The 15436-nt window shown below is 72.9% G+C and carries 11 protein-coding genes; 6 read left to right on the top strand and 5 right to left on the bottom strand.

The window, feature by feature from the left end; all coding sequences use genetic code 11:
- Positions 1-68: 68 nt before the first annotated feature.
- A complete protein-coding gene (locus NRP21_RS16090) occupies positions 69-1637 on the top strand; it encodes a hypothetical protein (protein ID WP_257717239.1) in 1569 nt (522 codons plus the stop codon).
- Between the two features lie 10 nt (positions 1638-1647).
- On the opposite strand, the gene NRP21_RS16085 is transcribed toward NRP21_RS16090, so the two are convergent.
- The 4 genes from NRP21_RS16085 to NRP21_RS16065 form a co-directional block, all read right to left on the bottom strand.
- A complete protein-coding gene (locus NRP21_RS16085; protein ID WP_257717238.1) occupies positions 1648-2418 on the bottom strand; it encodes a competence/damage-inducible protein A in 771 nt (256 codons plus the stop codon).
- 65 nt (positions 2419-2483) lie between these two features.
- Positions 2484-2888 carry a hypothetical protein gene (locus NRP21_RS16080; RefSeq protein ID WP_257717237.1) on the bottom strand — a complete coding sequence of 135 codons (405 nt, stop codon included), beginning with the start codon at positions 2886-2888 and terminating at the stop codon, positions 2484-2486.
- 36 nt (positions 2889-2924) lie between these two features.
- A complete protein-coding gene (locus NRP21_RS27915; RefSeq protein WP_308219905.1) occupies positions 2925-3932 on the bottom strand; it encodes a bifunctional GNAT family N-acetyltransferase/(deoxy)nucleoside triphosphate pyrophosphohydrolase in 1008 nt (335 codons plus the stop codon).
- Between the two features lie 32 nt (positions 3933-3964).
- Positions 3965-6955 carry a ribonuclease E/G gene (locus NRP21_RS16065; RefSeq protein ID WP_257717236.1) on the bottom strand — a complete coding sequence of 997 codons (2991 nt, stop codon included), beginning with the start codon at positions 6953-6955 and terminating at the stop codon, positions 3965-3967.
- 651 nt (positions 6956-7606) lie between these two features.
- Between NRP21_RS16065 and NRP21_RS27910 the strand changes: the two genes are divergently transcribed.
- The 5 genes from NRP21_RS27910 (at position 7607) to NRP21_RS16040 (ending at position 14527) form a co-directional block, all read left to right on the top strand.
- Positions 7607-8728 carry an N-acetylmuramoyl-L-alanine amidase family protein gene (locus NRP21_RS27910; protein ID WP_308219904.1) on the top strand — a complete coding sequence of 374 codons (1122 nt, stop codon included), beginning with the start codon at positions 7607-7609 and terminating at the stop codon, positions 8726-8728.
- Positions 8729-9094: 366 nt separating this feature from the next.
- Positions 9095-11647 (top strand): penicillin-binding protein 1A, encoded by a 2553-nt coding sequence (locus tag NRP21_RS16055; protein ID WP_257717235.1) that lies wholly within the window; start codon positions 9095-9097, stop codon positions 11645-11647.
- Between the two features lie 112 nt (positions 11648-11759).
- Positions 11760-12890, top strand: coding sequence for a peptide chain release factor 2 (gene prfB, locus NRP21_RS16050; RefSeq protein WP_257717234.1), 1131 nt, complete (start codon positions 11760-11762; stop codon positions 12888-12890).
- Position 12891: 1 nt separating this feature from the next.
- Positions 12892-13470 carry a DUF1643 domain-containing protein gene (locus tag NRP21_RS16045; RefSeq protein WP_257717233.1) on the top strand — a complete coding sequence of 193 codons (579 nt, stop codon included), beginning with the start codon at positions 12892-12894 and terminating at the stop codon, positions 13468-13470.
- A gap of 85 nt (positions 13471-13555) precedes the next feature.
- On the top strand, positions 13556-14527 hold the full coding sequence (locus NRP21_RS16040) for a Bug family tripartite tricarboxylate transporter substrate binding protein (RefSeq protein ID WP_257717232.1): 972 nt from the start codon (positions 13556-13558) through the stop codon (positions 14525-14527).
- 3 nt (positions 14528-14530) lie between these two features.
- On the opposite strand, the gene bla is transcribed toward NRP21_RS16040, so the two are convergent.
- Positions 14531-15418, bottom strand: coding sequence for a class A beta-lactamase (gene bla, locus NRP21_RS16035; protein WP_257717231.1), 888 nt, complete (start codon positions 15416-15418; stop codon positions 14531-14533).
- Positions 15419-15436: the final 18 nt, after the last annotated feature.

Below are 15436 nucleotides of genomic sequence, written 5' to 3'. Positions count from 1 at the left end.
TCGGTTGCTGTCCCGCACGGGCCGCCCGTGGTAGCGGGCCGTATGACAGCATCGCCACTGCTTCCGGGATGATGCCCTCCACAGAGGGCCGGTCTCCGCCTCTCGACCTCGACCGCCTTCTCGGCAGCGCACCCCCGGACCGGCTGGCGGTGCTGCTGCTGGGCTACCTTACCCTACCCGGGCTGATCTTCCTCGCCGGCTGGGCCCAGCCCTGGGCCGCGGCGGTGGCCGGGTTGGCGGGGCTGGGCGCACTCCTGCTCGCGCCCGGATGGCGCCGTGCCTGGCCCCTCTCGCCGGGGATGACGCTGGCCTGCCTGCTGCTGGGCCTGCTCTGGGCGGGTGCTACCGGATCCCATCACCTCGTCTACAGCTCCGCCGATTGGCAGATCCGGGACGCGGTCCTGCACGACCTGACTGCCGAGGCCTGGCCGGTGGCCTACCCCGATGCGGATCGCGGCGTGGACTGGCTGCTCCGCGCGCCGCTGGGCTTCTACATGGTGCCGGGGCTGCTGGGCCGCTTCCTGGGCTTCCCGGCCGCGCAGGCGCTGCTCTGGGCCTGGACGGGGCTGGGCTTCGCGCTCGTGCTGATGCTGCTCGCGCTGCTGGGGCGCGCCGTGGCGCCCACCCGGCCGGGGCGCGCCTTCGCCGTCATGGCGGGCGTCTTCGTCCTGTTCCACGGCCTCGATATCCTGCCGAACATCTGGCTGGACTGGAACTTCGGCACCGGGCCACTGGCCAGCTGGGGGCGTGGTGGCGAGTGGTGGCCGCGGCTCTTCCAGTATTCCGGCCATGTCACGGCGATCCTCTGGGCGCCGAACCACGCCATGCCGGCCTGGCTGCTGGCGCTCCTGTTGCTGCGGTACGGGCGCCACCCGGACTTCGCCCGCGGCCTCGCCATGCCCTTCGCGGCCGGCGCCTTCTGGAGCCCGCTGGCGAGCGCCGGCGCCGTCCTGCTCGCGGTCGCCGTGCTGCTGCGGGAGGGACTGGGCGGCATCCGGCGCGCGGTGACGCCCGCGAACATCCTGGCCGTGATCTTCGCCCTGCCGATCTGCATCTACCTCGTGGTCGGCTCGGCGGCGGTGCCGCACGGGCCGCTCTTCCTGATGCATCCGCCGCTGAAGGGCTTCCTTGTCTGGCTGCTCTTCCTGGTGGTCGAGGTGCTCTGCTGGGCGGTCCCGGCCGCGCTGCTGGTTCGCGGCTGGGCCTTCGCCGTCTCCGTCGTCCTGCTCTGCCTGCTGCCCCTCTATGTCTTCGGGCCGGGCAACGAGATGACGGCGCGCGGGGGCATGGCACCGCTGGCCGTGATAGCCGTCATGGTGGCCGCCGCCCTGCTGGCGCCGGCGGCGGAGCGGACGGGGCGGATCGCGCGCCGCGCGCTGCTGGCCTGCGGCGCCCTGGCGCTGTTTGGCGCGGCGATGGAGGCGAGCCTTCTCCTCAAGCCGGCCTGGAAGGCCAGCGAGAGCTGCGACCTGCTGGAGGCGGCGCGGCAATCCGTCTACGCCCACACGACGGAATGGGCGCACTATCTCGCGCCCTGGCCCGAGCCCCAGATCTCGCCCTGGATGAAGGCTCCACCTCCGCGCCCCGTGGACCGCACGAGCGAGGCCCCGCCCTGCTGGACGGGCGGTGGCCCCTGACCCGCGGAGATCAGGCCGTCGGCGGCTCGCCCTCCACCGGCTCTTTCCCGTCGGCGCGGATCAGGGCCGCGATCTCGGCCGCCGCGGCCTCCAGCGCCGCCTCGTCCGTGCCCTTGGCCACCAGGGCCACGCCGTTCCCGCCCGCGCGATAATAGGGGTAGGAGCCGATATCGAGGGCCGGGAAGCGGTTCTGGATCGCCGTCAGCCCCTCGGCAATCTGCCCCTCCAGCAGACCGTTCGCGTGCACGGCGCGGGAGCGAACGGGCGTGCCGCCCTGGAGCGTGGGCGCGATCACCTCGAACATGCTGCGCATGATGCGCGGCACGCCGGCCATGACGTGGACGTTCTCCATCCGGAAGCCCGGTGCCGAAGTCTCGGAACACAGGATGGGCTCCGCCCCCCGCGGCAGGGTCGCCATACGCAGTCGCGCCGCGTTCATGCTCACGGGCGGGTCGCGGCGCGCGTAGTCGGCCTCCATGATCGCGCGGGAGGGCTCGTGCACCTCCCAGGGCACGCCGAAGGCGCGGGCCACGCACTCGCTGGTGATGTCGTCATGCGTCGGGCCGATGCCGCCAGTGGTGAAGACATAGGTGAAGGCGGCGCGGATCTCGTTCACCGTGTTGATGATCGTCTCCGGCACGTCCGGGATCACCCGCACCTCGCGGAGCGGGATGCCCAACTCCCCCAGCCTTGTTGCGATGTACTTCAGGTTCGCGTCCTGGGTGCGCCCGGAGAGCACCTCGTTGCCGATGATGATCAGGGCGGCATTGGGCTGGGTCATGGACATTCCTCTGAGGGCGGAGCGAAGGTCGCGCGTTGCGGCGCGGCGTCAAGCCCAGGGAGGTGTCAGAACTCGCTGGCGTTCAGAGCGAAGAGCCGGTCCCGGGGCAGGCCGCCCAGGAAGGTGCGGAAGGCGCGCATCCGGTCGGCGAGGTGGGACAGGGCCTGGCCATCAAACTGAGCCTCATAGCGTCCCGGCTCTCCGTACAGCTCCTCGGTGAGGGCCATGATCTCCGAATGGGTCAGCAGGACGGCGCAGCGCAACTCATCGACATGGCGCCAGCGGATGTCGCCCTGCGCGATCCGGCGCCGCACCCAATCAAAGAGAAGCCTCTCCTCCGGCAGCATGCGGGGAATGCCACCTGGAGGGTGCGTGCCATCCCAGGGGATCTCATGGGGTGCGAGCGCGTCGGAAAGGCCTGCGTCTTCAGGCGTTCCGAACCAAGCGTCGAGGTAGGTCGTGATGGTCACTCCATGGCGGCCCTGCCGTCGGGGCCGCCATCCGCTTCAAAGAAAATCCCGCAGCAGCGCCACCAGCGGCTTGTCCGCCGGCGGCATGGCATAATCGGCCAGCTTGTTCGGCCGCACCCAGGCGAGCGCCTGGCCCTCGCGCCCCTCCACCGTGCCGTTCCAGCGGCGGCAGAGGTAGAGCGGCATCAGCAGGTGCTTCCCGTCCAGCGGATGGGAGGCGAAGGCGAAGGGGGCGAGGCAGGCGGCGGAGACGTCGATCCCCAGCTCCTCGTGCAGCTCCCGGATCAGCGCGTCCTCCGGCGTCTCGCCGGGGGCGAGCTTCCCGCCGGGGAACTCCCAGAGCCCGGCCATCGGCTTGCCCTCCGGCCGGCGGGCCAGCAGCACGCGGCCGTCCGAATCGATCAGCGCGCAGGCGGCCACCAGCAGCAGCTTGGCCCCCGGCGCGGCGGCCGGCGCCGCGTCGGCGGGCGCCTCGGGCTGCGGCGGCGTCTCCGGGGCGGCGGAGAGCTCCGCCCGGCCGGCGCGGAAGCGGCGCACGGGAAGGCGGGCGTTGCGGGCGGTGAAGTCCTGCTCCGCCATCCCGTCCTCAAGGAAGCCGATCCGCGCCAGAACGGCGGCGGAGCGCTTGTTCTCCTCCAGCACCGAGGCGTGGATCACGTCGAGGTCGAGATTCGCCAGCGCCCAGCGGGCCAGCCGCCCGGCGGCTTCCGGCCCGATGCCCTGGCCCCAGTGGCGGCGGCCGACCCAGTAGCCGATCTCCGCGTGGCGTGGCGCGTCCCGAGTGGTGGTCAGGCCGACGCAGCCCACCAGCGCGCCGTCCCGCTCCACCGCCAGGTGCCAGGCCGTCCCCGCCTCGATCTGGGCGCGGGTGGATGCGATCCACTCATCCGCCAGCTCGCGCGGGTAAGGGAAGGGGACGCGCGCCAGCATGCGCGCCACCTCCCAGTCGTTCACCAGGCGATGAAGCTGGGGCGCGTCCCCCGCGCGCAGGGCGCGGAGAACGAGCTGCCCGGCCTGGAGCGGCGCGAAGATCGCGTCGGGCACGTCAAGCCTTTCCCCTGGGCGCGCCGCCGGGATCAGCGGCGCCACCACCCCTTCTTCGCCGGGGCAGCCGGGGCGTCCTCGGCGCCGAGCAGGACGGGCTGCACGGCGGCACCCACCACGGGCTCGGCCGGTGCGGCATCGGCCGGCACGGCCTCCGCCGGCTGCGCCGCGGGCGCAGTTTCGGCCACCGGGGCGGGCTCATCGGCCGCCGGTGCGGCCCCGGGCGTCACCTCGGGCGCGATCTCGGCCACGGGCGGCGTGACCTCGGCCGGGACTTCGTCGCGGGTAGCCTCGTCGGCGACCGGCTGATCGAGGGCAACTCCCTGGATGGCGGCTTCCTCAGCACCGGCGTCGGCCGGCGCCTCGGCGGGCAGGGGGGCCTCGACGATCGGGATCTCCCGCACGCTGCGCGGTGCCGGCTCGGCGGCGGAGGCCTCCTCGACCGCGTCCATCGCGTCCATCAGCGCGTCGTCGATCCCGGCGAAGGGATCGGCGGGGGTGGGGCCAGCATAGCGAGCCGCCTCACCCTCCTTGCGGAAGCGGCTGCCGCCGCGCCGGCCGCGGCGACGGCGGGCATCCCCCTCCGGCCGATCCTCCGAGGGAGCCTGCGCGGGCGCTGCTCCCGCATCGGCCTCGGCAGGAGCGGCCTCGCCCACAGCCTCGACAACGTCCTCGGCGCCCTCGTCGGAGACGGGGCTGGATTCGGACTCGTCCTCGGACCCAGTGCCGTCGGAGGGCGCGCCCTCCTCGCGGCGGCCACCCCGGCGGCGGCGGCGGCGGCGGCGGCCGCGCTCCCCGTTGCCCTCACCACCATTGCCCTCGGAGGCCTCGGTCGTTCCCTCGGCGACGTCGTTCGCGGTGCCGACCTCGTCCTCCTCATCCTCGACGCTGGGGAGGAAGACCGGCTCCGGCGCGTAGTCCATCCGCAGCGCGGGCATGGCGGCGCTGGTGGGCGGCTGCTGCGTCTGCGGGCGGGTGCGGTCGATCCGGTGGGCGGCCGCGGCCATCTCCGCGTCGGGCTCGAACACCACGCACATGGCGTAGCGCGCCTCGGTGGCGGCCAGGCGCTCGCGCTTGCGGTTGAGGATGTGCATCGCCACCGCCGGGGAGCAGTGCACCACGATCTCGGCGGCGCGGCGCTTGGCGCCCTCCTCCTCGATGGCGCGCAGCACGTGCAGGGCGGAGCTCTCATCCGAGCGGACGATACCCAGGCCCTGGCAGTGCGGGCAGGTGACGAAGGAGTGCTCCGTCAGGCTCGGCCGCAGCCGCTGGCGGGACATCTCCAGCAGGCCGAAGTGGCTGATGCGGCCGACCTGGATGCGCGCGCGGTCCTGCTGCAGCGCCTCCTTGATGCGCCGCTCCACCATCGCGTCGTGGCGGCTGCTCTCCATGTCGATGAAGTCGATCACGATGAGGCCGGCCAGGTCGCGCAGGCGAAGCTGGCGCGCGATCTCGTCCGCGGCCTCCAGGTTCGTGCGCAGCGCCGTGTCCTCGATGTGCCGGTCGCGCGTGGCGCGGCCGGAGTTCACGTCGATGGAGACCAGCGCCTCGGTCTGGTTGATCACGATGTAGCCGCCGGAGCGGAGCTGCACGGTCGGCTGCATCATCGCGTCGAGCTGCTGCTCCACGCCCGTGCGGGCAAACAGCGGCATGCCCGGCTCGCGGTACAGCTTAATCTTCCGCTCGTTCTGCGGCATCAGCGCGCGGGTGAACTCGCGCGCCTGGCGGAACGCGTCCTCGCCCTCGATCTGGATCTCCTCGATGTCCTTCGAGAAGTTGTCGCGCAGCGAGCGCTTGAGGAGGTCGGCCTCCTCATAGACCAGCGCGGGCGCCATGGACTTCAGCGTGCGCTCGCGGATGCTGTCCCACAGGCCCAGCAGGTACTCGCAGTCGCGCCGGATCTCCGGCTTCGGGCGCTGGGCGCCGGCGGTGCGGACGATAATGCCCATGCCCTTGGGCAGCCCCACCTCGTCGATCACCTCGCGCAGGCGCTTGCGGTCGGAGGCGGAGGAGATCTTGCGGGAGACGCCGCCGCCCTTGGGCGAGTTCGGCATCAGGACCGAGAAGCGGCCGGGCAGGGAGATGTAGGTGGTCAGCGCCGCGCCCTTGTTGCCGCGCTCCTCCTTCACGACCTGGACGAGGATGATCTGCCGGCGGCGGATCACCTCCTGGATCTTGTAGTGGCGTAGGAAGCGGGAGGGGATGCGGCGCTCGCGGCGCTCCTCGTCCCCGCCCTCATCCGTCTCGCGGGAACCGCCGCCCACCGTCTCTGGCGGGGTGGCGTCCTCGGCCACCGTCTCCACCTCGTCATCCTCCTCGTCGGAGGAAGCTTCCGTAGCGGTGGGCTCGGCGACGGGGTCGCCCTCGCTCACGCGGTCCACATGCATCGTCATGGGCTGCGCGCGGAGCGTGGGGGAGGGGTCGAGCGGCGCGCCGTCCTCGCCCGCCGTCTCGGCCGTGGAGGCCCCAGGGACAGCTTCGTTGGCGGCTTCACCCGCAGCCTCGGGCGCGGACGCGTCCTCGAGCGTGGCGGCGGTGGCGCCGGTCTCATCCAGCGTCTCGCTCCCGGCCGGGGGCTCGGCACCGGTGGCGCCGGACCGAGGCTCCCCGGAGGCCGTGGTCTCGGCCGGAGCCTCGGCGGCGGCCTCCTCGCGGCCGATCAGGTCGGCGTCGTCGGCCGGTGCCAGCCGCTCGGCGGCGGTTTCGATCTCGTCCTCGGGATCCTCGTCCTCATCTTCCTGGGCCTGCATCTCCAGCAGGCGCTGACGGTCGGCGACGGGGATCTGGTAGTAGTCCGGGTGGATCTCGCCGAAGGCGAGGAAGCCGTGGCGGTTGCCGCCGTACTCCACGAAGGCGGCCTGGAGGCTCGGCTCCACGCGGACGATTTTGGCGAGGTAGATGTTGCCCTTCAGCGGGCGGCGGTTCTGGGTCTCGAGGTCGAAGTCCTCAAGACGGTTGCCGTCCAGCACCACCACCCGCGTCTCTTCGGGGTGGGATGCATCGATCAGCATGCGCTTGGTCATGGAAGGCGTCACTCCGCGCCGCGCGGGGCCCTGGGCTGCCGGCGGCGGTGAGGGTTGGCGGAGCGGGAGAGGCGGGGCGCGGGGCTGTGCGAAGCATCGCCGTCATCCGTCCTTTCTCCCGTGTCGGGCATCCGGGGATGCCCCAATGGTTTCGGCGTGCCGTGCGCGACCCCTTAGGCGCAGCCCATAAGGCGCGCGGGCGGGCCGGCGACTGGCGCGTTGCGGTCCATGGCCACCTGGATTTCCCGCGCTCGGGATATCCGTCGGTGGCGCTCGGCCCTGCCGCGCCGCATGGCGCGCGCCGGAGAGGGTGGTTCTCCCCGCGCCCCCGTGGGCCGACGCGGGGGCCGGGAACCGGCTCTGGCGGCGGCCCCTTCCGGGGCGATAAGGGGGCGGGCGTCCCATCGGAATGGACCGGCGGCCCTGTATCGGCCGCGCCCGGAACCCTCCACCGGCGGCGTGCCGCCGGGGCAAGGCACCATACGCAGGGGGTGGGCGGGGGGCAAGGCGCTGTGTGCGGCAGGACACACCGGCCGCCGAAGCGGCCCGTTTCCCTCCGTCACGCTTCAACCGCAATCCCGGTGCTACGATGTGGCCGGATATGGCGCATCGGGGGATGCGCTGGGGATCATCATGGGGGGCTTGAGGGGGATGGGACCGACTCTTCCGCGCCGCGGCCTGCTGGCGGCCGCGCTCGCCGCGCTGGCGGCACCGGGCCTGGCCAGGGCCGAATCGGCGAGCCTGGGGGCGGATGGCGGGGCGGCGCGGCTGGTGCTGCCCGGCGCGGCCGGCCAGGCCTGGCGCCTGACCGCCGATGCCCGGCCGGCGCGCCTGATCCTCAGCCTGCCGCGCCACGACTGGGACGGGCCGCGCGCCCTGGCCGGGTCCGGCCCCGTGCGCGCGGCCCGCTGGGACGCTCGCGCCCGGCGGCTGGTGATCGACCTCTCCGGCCCCGTAGCGATGCCGGACGTCTCGAAAGAGGGCGGCGCGCTCGTCCTCTCCATCCGTCCCGGGCCCGCCGTCGGCTTCGCCCGCATGGCCGGGCCGGGCCGCCCGATCGCCCAGGGGCAGGCGGCGCCGCGGCCGGTGGTGGTGCTGGACCCCGGCCATGGGGGCAAGGACCCTGGCACCATCGGCGCCACCGGCACCTATGAGAAGCGGATCGTCCTGGCCGCCGCCCAGGAGATGAAGCGGCGGCTGGAGGCGGGCGGGCGGTGCCGCGTGCTCCTCACCCGCAGCCGCGACACCTTCGTGCCGCTGGCTGGCCGGGTGGATTTCGCCCGCCGCAACCGCGCCGTCCTCTTCGTCTCCATCCACGCGGATTCCGCGCCCGGCGCGCGGGGGGCCAGCGTCTATACCCTGTCCGAGACGGCCTCGGACGCCCTCTCGGCCGCGCTCGCCCGGCGAGAGAACGCGGCGGATTCGGCGGGCGGGCTGAACCTGCCCCCCGTGCCGGCGGACGTGCAGCGCATCCTCCTCAGCCTCGTGCGGCAGGAGACGCGGCAGGGATCGGCCCGGCTGGCGGGCATGGCCGTCTCCGCGCTGCGCCCGCGCGTGCCCCTGCTGCCGAACACGCACCGGCAGGCCGCCTTCGCCGTGCTGAAGTCGCCCGACGTGCCCTCGATGCTCGTCGAGATCGGCTTCCTCTCGGACCGGCGGGACGAGGCGCAGCTCAAGCGGCCCGAGCACCGGGCGGTCGTGGCCACCGCCCTGGCCGGGGCGGTGGAGGACTACCTGGAGCGCCCGGGCCTGGGCGTGACATCCGTGGGATGAGCGGGGGGACAGGGCGCCGCACCATGGCGCCGGGGCCACAGGGCCGGGGGAACCGCGGCGCGGCCACAACCCGGGGGCCGGGGGCCGGTTAAGGCCCCGACCCCCGCGCGGGGGTGGGACGACGCACCGGCAGGGGCGCCGATCCGGCTCTTAGTGGTAAGAATTCTGTGCAGAGGGGCACGGGCCTGTCATTCGCCCCCGCGCCACGCCAGTTGCTAAATGATTGTGAGGCCGCCCGGACCAATGGCGGCCATGAGGAACGGAATGGCTTCCAGAGATCTCCGCGCCGAACGGCCCCTGGTGGGTGAGCGCCGCCCCCGGGACGGCTCCGCTCCCGCAGATCACCATGGGGATCCGCACGACCAGATGGATATCCCGCCGGTGCCGCCGCCGCGGCCACAGAAGGAGCGCACCCGCCCGCGGCGGGCGATCTGGCTGCGCCGGACCGTGGGATTCGTGTTCTCCGTCGCCCTCATCGGCGTGATCATCGGCTCCATCGCCGCCTATGGCGTGTGGCGCACGGCCACCGCGGACCTGCCGGACCACGCCTGGCTGGCCGACTACCAGCCCCCGCAGATGTCGCGCATCTATGCCGCCGACAGCCGCCTGATGGCGGAGATGGCGCTGGAGCGGCGCGTCTTCGTGCCGATCGCGGCCATCCCCAGGCGCGTGCAGCAGGCCTTCGTCTCCGCCGAGGACCAGAACTTCTGGTCTCACCACGGCGTGGATCCCTTCGCCATCGCCCGCGCGGTCTTCACCAACCTGGAGCAGATGGGCACGGGGCGGCGCAGCGTCGGCGCCTCGACCATCACGCAGCAGGTGGCGAAGAACATGCTGGTGGGCGCGGACCGCACCATCATGCGCAAGGTGCGTGAGGCGATCCTGGCGAACCGCCTGGAGCAGGCGATGAGCAAGGAGCGCATCCTCGAGATCTACCTGAACGAGATCTTCCTGGGCGCCCAGGCCTATGGCGTTGCCGCCGCCGCGCAGAACTACTTCAACAAGGGGCTGGACGAGCTGACGCTCGGCGAGACCGCCTTCCTGGCGGTGCTGCCCAAGGCCCCGAACAACTACAACCCCGCCCGCTTCCCCGAGGCCGCGAAGGCCCGGCGCGACTGGGTGCTGGACCGCATGGTGGAGGACGGCGCCGTCACCCGGCAGGAGGCCGATGCCGCCAAGCAGGAGCCGATCCAGTACCGCGGCCGCGCCCGGCCGGACATGGTGGCCGTGGGCCAGTACTTCACGGAGGAGGTGCGGCGCGACCTGAACGCCCGCTTCGGGCCGGAGCAGACGACCATGGGCGGCCTCGTGGTCCGCACCTCCATGGACCCGAAGCTGCAGGCGGCGACGGAGAAGGCGCTGCGCGACCACTTGATGGCCTATGACCGCCGGCGCGGCGCCTGGCGCGGCGCGGTGACGAAGGTTTCCGCCGCCGCCGCCGACTGGATGCCGGCGCTGGAGGGCGTGCAGCGCGTGTCCGGCATGCTGCCGGAGTGGCGGCTGGCCGTGGTACTGGAGGTGGGCGCGCGCGAGGCCCGGCTGGGCTGGGCCGAGCGCCCCGGCGGCCCCCGCACGCCCGCCCAGCCGCGCGAGGGCCGGCTGGCCATGGAGGACGTGGCCTGGAGCCGCGTGCAGCGCGAGGGCAGCCGCGCCGTCGGCGCCCGCCGCATGGCCGACCTCGTGACGCCCGGCGACGTGGTGATGGTGGAGACGGTTTCCGCCCCCGCCCGCGGCGATGCCCGCGCCCCGGCGCGGGAGCGGCTGGCGCTGCGCCAGATCCCGCAGGTGGAGGGCGCGGTGGTCGCGCTCGACCCCTCCACGGGCCGGGTGCTCGCCATGTCCGGCGGCTTCAACTTTGACAAGTCCTGGTTCAACCGCGCCACCCAGGCGATGCGGCAGCCCGGCTCCTCCTTCAAGCCCTTCGTCTATGTCACGGCGCTGGAGCAGGGCATCCCGCCGAACCAGCAGCTCCTGGATGCGCCCTTCGAGTTGGCGACGCCCCAGGGCATCTGGCGGCCGGGCAACTACGGGGACCGCACCTCCAACGGCTGGGTGACGATGCGCACCGCCGTGGAGAAGTCCCTCAACCTCGTCACCATCCGGCTGGCGCAGGAGGTCGGCATCGACAAGGTGGCCGATACCGCCCGGCGCTTCGGGGTGATCCCGAACATGCCGCGCGTCCTCTCCATGGCGCTGGGCGCGGGCGAGACGACGGTGATGCGGATGGCTGCCGGCTACGCCTCCTTCGCCAATGGCGGCAAGAAGGTGGAGCCGAGCCTGATCGACAGCGTGCAGGACCGCTTCGGCCACGTGGTGTGGCGCAACGACGCCCGGCGCTGCGTGGGCTGCAACCGCGACGTCTCCGCCGGCCCGCCCGTGCTGGAGGACCAGCGCCAGCAGGTGGTGGACCCCATCGCGGCCTATCAGATGGTCTCCATCCTCCAGGGCGTGACCACGCGCGGCACCGGCATTGCCGCCGCCAAGGGGCTGAACCGCCCCGTGGCCGGCAAGACCGGCACGACGAACGACTACTTCGACAACTGGTTCGTCGGCTTCACCCCGGACATCGTGGTGGCGGTCTGGGTGGGCTTCGACGACCCGCACAGCCTCGGCGAGGGCGAGACGGGCGGCGGCAACGCGGCCCCGATCTTCAACGAGGTGGTCTCGGCGGCCCTGCAGGACAGCCCGCCCGTTCCCTTCCGCGCCCCCCCGGGCGTGGCCCTGGTGCGGGTGCAGACGAGCAACGGCCAGTCCATCCTGGAGCCCTTCAAGCCCGGCACGGAGAACGCGGCCCGCCCGCCGATGGGCGGCAATGTCGGCTCCGGTGGCGGGGAAGGCGGCGGTGGCTATGGCGGCGGCGGCGGTTCGGGCGGGGCCACGGCCTCGGCCGTGGACAGCAGCCTGGGCGGGCTCTACTAGGTCGGGCCAGGATACCCTATCTCGGGGGCGTCCCATCTCCGGTGGGGCGCCCCTTTCACTTTCGAGGAGATCGGATCGGCGGTTCACGCGATCCGACTGGACCTGCCGAACCATGCGTGCCGATGCCGAGGGCCTGAAGGCCCAGATCGCCGACAGCGTCGCCCTGCTGCGCCGCCACCTGAACTGGGATGCGGCCACCGTGCGGCTGCACGAGCTGAACGCCCGCGCCGAGGACCCCTCCCTCTGGAACGACGCCGCCGAGGCGCAGAAGCTGATGCGCGAGCGCACCCGCCTCTCCGACCAGATCGATGGGGTGAAGAAGCTCGAGCAGGACGTGCAGGACGCGCTGGACCTGATCGAGCTGGCCGAGGCGGAGGATGATTCCGGCACCGCCGACGCCGCCGTGGCCGACCTGCACCGCCTCGCGGCCGAGGCGAAGCGCCGGGAGATCGAGAGCCTCCTCTCCGGCGAGGCGGACGCCAACGACGCCTATGTGGAGGTGAACTCCGGCGCCGGCGGCACGGACGCGCAGGACTGGGCGGAGATGATGCTCCGCATGTACACGCGCTGGGCGGAGGCACACGGCTACAAGGTCTCGCTGACCGAGCAGAGCGAGGGCGACGAGGCCGGGATCAAGTCCGCCACGATCCAGGTCAGCGGCCCCAACGCCTATGGCTGGCTGAAGACCGAGATGGGCGTGCACCGGCTCGTCCGCATCTCGCCCTTCGGCGGCAACGACAAGCGGCAGACGAGCTTCGCCTCCGTCTATGTCTACCCGGTGATCGACGACAAGATTCAGGTGGACATCAACCCCGCCGACTTGCGGACCGACACGTTCCGGGCGTCGGGTGCCGGCGGGCAGCACGTGAACAAGACGGAATCGGGCGTGCGCTTCACCCATATCCCCACGGGGATCGTGGTGGCCTCCACCCAGGACCGCTCCCAGCACCGCAACCGCGCCATTGCCATGGATATGCTGCGCGCCCGCCTCTACGAGCTGGAGCTGCAGAAGCGGGAGGCGGTTTCCGCCGCCACCGAGGCGGGGAAGACCGATATCGGCTGGGGCCACCAGATCCGGTCCTATGTCCTGCAGCCCTATCAGATGGTGAAGGACCTCCGGACGGGGGTGGAGAAGGGCAACCCGGCCGCCGTGCTGGACGGCGACCTGGACGAGTTCATGGCCGCGGCCCTGGCCACCCGCGTGGGCGCCACGCGGTCCGAGGCGAGCGCCAGCGCGCGCTAGGATGGGCGGCGACCTCTTCCCCGAAGCCGGGCGTCCGCAGGACCTGCACGATCCCGGCGGGAAGGTGCGCCTGAAGATCGGGGCGGAGGTGGTCAGCCGCGCGGAGTTCTCCGCCGATGGCCGCTACCGCACGGTGCTGGAGCGGCGCTGGGACGGGCTGCCCTTCGGCAGCCCCGGCGTCTGCGCCTGGATCATGATGAACCCCAGCACAGCGGACGAGACGGTGGACGACCCCACCGTGCGCCGGGCGCGGGACTTCACGCGGCGCTGGGGTTACGGCGCCATGGTGGTGCTGAACGCCTTCGCCCTGCGCGCGACGAAGCCGACGATGCTGCTGGAGGCGGAGGACCCGGTGGGGCCGGGAAACGACGAGGCCATCGCGGACTGGGCGGCGCGGGCGGAGAGGCTGATCGTTGCCTGGGGGTTGCCGCCCAAGCCGCTGCGCTGGCGGGCGGCGCAGCTGGCCGGGCTGCTGGCGAAGGCGGGGGCGAAACCTCTCGCGCTGAAGGTGACGGCGGACGGCCAGCCCGGCCATCCCCTCTACATTGCCGGCAGCACGGAGCCGGCGCCCTGGCCGTGACGGGCGGGAACCGCACCGCCGAGCCGTGACTGGACGCGGCGCCGCGGGCTGGTCCAGGCTTCCTCCATAAGAACGGGAGGAATCCATGATCCGCAGGCGCGATCTTCTCGCGGGCCTGGGCGCGGCGGCGCTGCCGGCGGCCGCCGGAGCACAGGAGACTTATCCGAGCCGCCCGATCACGATGATGGTCGGCTTCGCGCCAGGCGGGGGCACGGACATCGTCTCCCGCATGCTCGGCCCGCGCCTGCAGGAGGAGCTGGGCCAGCCGATCACCGTCGAAAACCGCCCCGGCGCCAGCGGAACCCTGGCGGCGGGCGTCGTTGCCCGGGCCAGGCCGGACGGCTACACGCTGCTCACCGGGACGGTCAGCACGCAATGCACCGTCGCGCCGCTGATGCGTCCGCCGCCCTACGACCAGCTTCGCGATTTCACGCCGATCATGCTGGTAGGCACGCTGCCGCTGGTGATGGTGGTGCGCGCCGAGAACCCGGCGCGGGACATCGCCGGGCTGATCCGCTACGCCGGGACGCGGCCGGACGGGCTGAACTACGGCACCTCCGGCGTCGCCAGCCAGCAGCACTTGGCCAGCGAGCTCATCGCCCGCCGCACCGGCATGAAAATGACCCACATTCCGTTCCGCGGCACCGGCCAGTCCGTGAACGCGCTGCTGGCGGGCGACGTGGACGTGAACATCGACACGCTGGCCACCTACCTGCCCTATATCCGGGAGGGCCGGATGCGGGCGCTGGCCACCACCCTGCCTCAGCGCGCCACAGCGCTGCCGGATACCCCGACGGTGCAGGAGCAGGGCTTCGCCGGCTACGACATGTCCGTCTGGTACATGGTGCTGGGCCCGGCCGGACTGCCGCCGGAGGTGCTGCGGAAACTGGAGGCGGCCTATGGCCGCAGCCTTGCGGACCCCACCATCAATCGCCGCCTCGTGGAGGCGGGCTACATCCCCGGCGGCGGTACGGCCGCGGACGCGGCCGGCCTCGTGCGGCGGGACGCCGAGCGCCTGGGGCGGCTGGTGCAGGAAGCCGCGATCCGGCTGGAATAGGCGCTACGCGGCAGCGACGGCGCGCCCCACCGCCGCCAGGGCGGCGTTGCGGGCCGCCAGCGGCGCCGCGCTCTCCGTCAGATAGGCCGTGACGAGGATCGGCGCGCGGCCCGGAGGCCAGAGGATGGCGACGTCGTTGTTCGTGCCGTGGCCGCCGCCGCCCGTCTTGTCGCCGCAGCGCCATCCCGCCGGCAGGCCGGCGCGGATCTTCTCGTCGCCCGTGCGGCAGCCGAGCAGCCATTCCGTCAGCCTTGCGCGGGATTCGGGCGAGAGCGCGGGGCCGAGCAGCAGGCGCTGCATCGTGCCGAGCATGGCGTCGGGCGTGGTGGTGTCGCGCGGGTCGCCGGGGCTGGCCTCGTTCAGCGTCGGCTCCGTCCGGTCCAGGCGGAATGCCTCGTCCTCCAGCCTGCGGACGAAGCCGGTCAGGCCGGCCGGGCCGCCGAGGATGGAGAGGAGGAGGTTCCCCGCCGTGTTGTCACTCCAGACTACGGCGGCCTCGCAGAGCTCGCCCAGGCTCATCCCCTCCTGGCTGACATGCCGGCCGGTGACGGGCGCATACTCCAGAATGTCCGCGGGCGTGATGCGGATGTGGCGGTCCAGTCGCTCCCGCCCGGCATCCGCCTCCGCCAGGATCGCGGCGGCCAGGAGCATCTTGAAGGTGCTGGTGACGGGGAAGCGCTGCCCGCCGCGCCACGCGCAGCGGCGGCCGCTGCCAGTGTCGAGCACGCTCACCCCGAGCCGGCCGCCGCCCATGGCCTCGGCGGCCCGGATGGCGGCGGCGAAGGGGATCCCGCCGAACGTCTCCCCGGCCCGGGCGGGCACCGCGGCGGTCGCGCCGAGCACCAACCCGAGAAGGCCCCGCCTGCCAGCCATGCCGATGATCCCTGCCATGGCGGGGCAGGGATCATC

Origin of the sequence: Roseomonas populi, from assembly GCF_024594815.1 — a bacterium.
In the GTDB taxonomy this organism is placed as follows: Bacteria; Pseudomonadota; Alphaproteobacteria; order Acetobacterales; family Acetobacteraceae; genus Roseomonas; species Roseomonas populi.
The sequence above is the reverse complement of the archived record's forward strand: the minus strand, read 5'-3'. Positions and strand labels throughout refer to the sequence as shown.

Excerpts from the sequence above, each read along its gene's own strand:
- NRP21_RS16090 (WP_257717239.1), top strand. The coding sequence starts at position 69 with ATGATGCCCTCCACAGAGGGCCGGTCTCCGCCTCTCGACCTCGACCGC.
- NRP21_RS16085 (WP_257717238.1), bottom strand. The coding sequence starts at position 2,418 with ATGACCCAGCCCAATGCCGCCCTGATCATCATCGGCAACGAGGTGCTC.
- NRP21_RS16065 (WP_257717236.1), bottom strand. The coding sequence starts at position 6,955 with ATGACCAAGCGCATGCTGATCGATGCATCCCACCCCGAAGAGACGCGG.
- NRP21_RS27910 (WP_308219904.1), top strand. The coding sequence starts at position 7,607 with ATGGGACCGACTCTTCCGCGCCGCGGCCTGCTGGCGGCCGCGCTCGCC.
- NRP21_RS16055 (WP_257717235.1), top strand. The coding sequence starts at position 9,095 with ATGGATATCCCGCCGGTGCCGCCGCCGCGGCCACAGAAGGAGCGCACC.
- prfB (WP_257717234.1), top strand. The coding sequence starts at position 11,760 with ATGCGTGCCGATGCCGAGGGCCTGAAGGCCCAGATCGCCGACAGCGTC.
- NRP21_RS16045 (WP_257717233.1), top strand. The coding sequence starts at position 12,892 with ATGGGCGGCGACCTCTTCCCCGAAGCCGGGCGTCCGCAGGACCTGCAC.
- NRP21_RS16040 (WP_257717232.1), top strand. The coding sequence starts at position 13,556 with ATGATCCGCAGGCGCGATCTTCTCGCGGGCCTGGGCGCGGCGGCGCTG.
- bla (WP_257717231.1), bottom strand. The coding sequence starts at position 15,418 with ATGGCAGGGATCATCGGCATGGCTGGCAGGCGGGGCCTTCTCGGGTTG.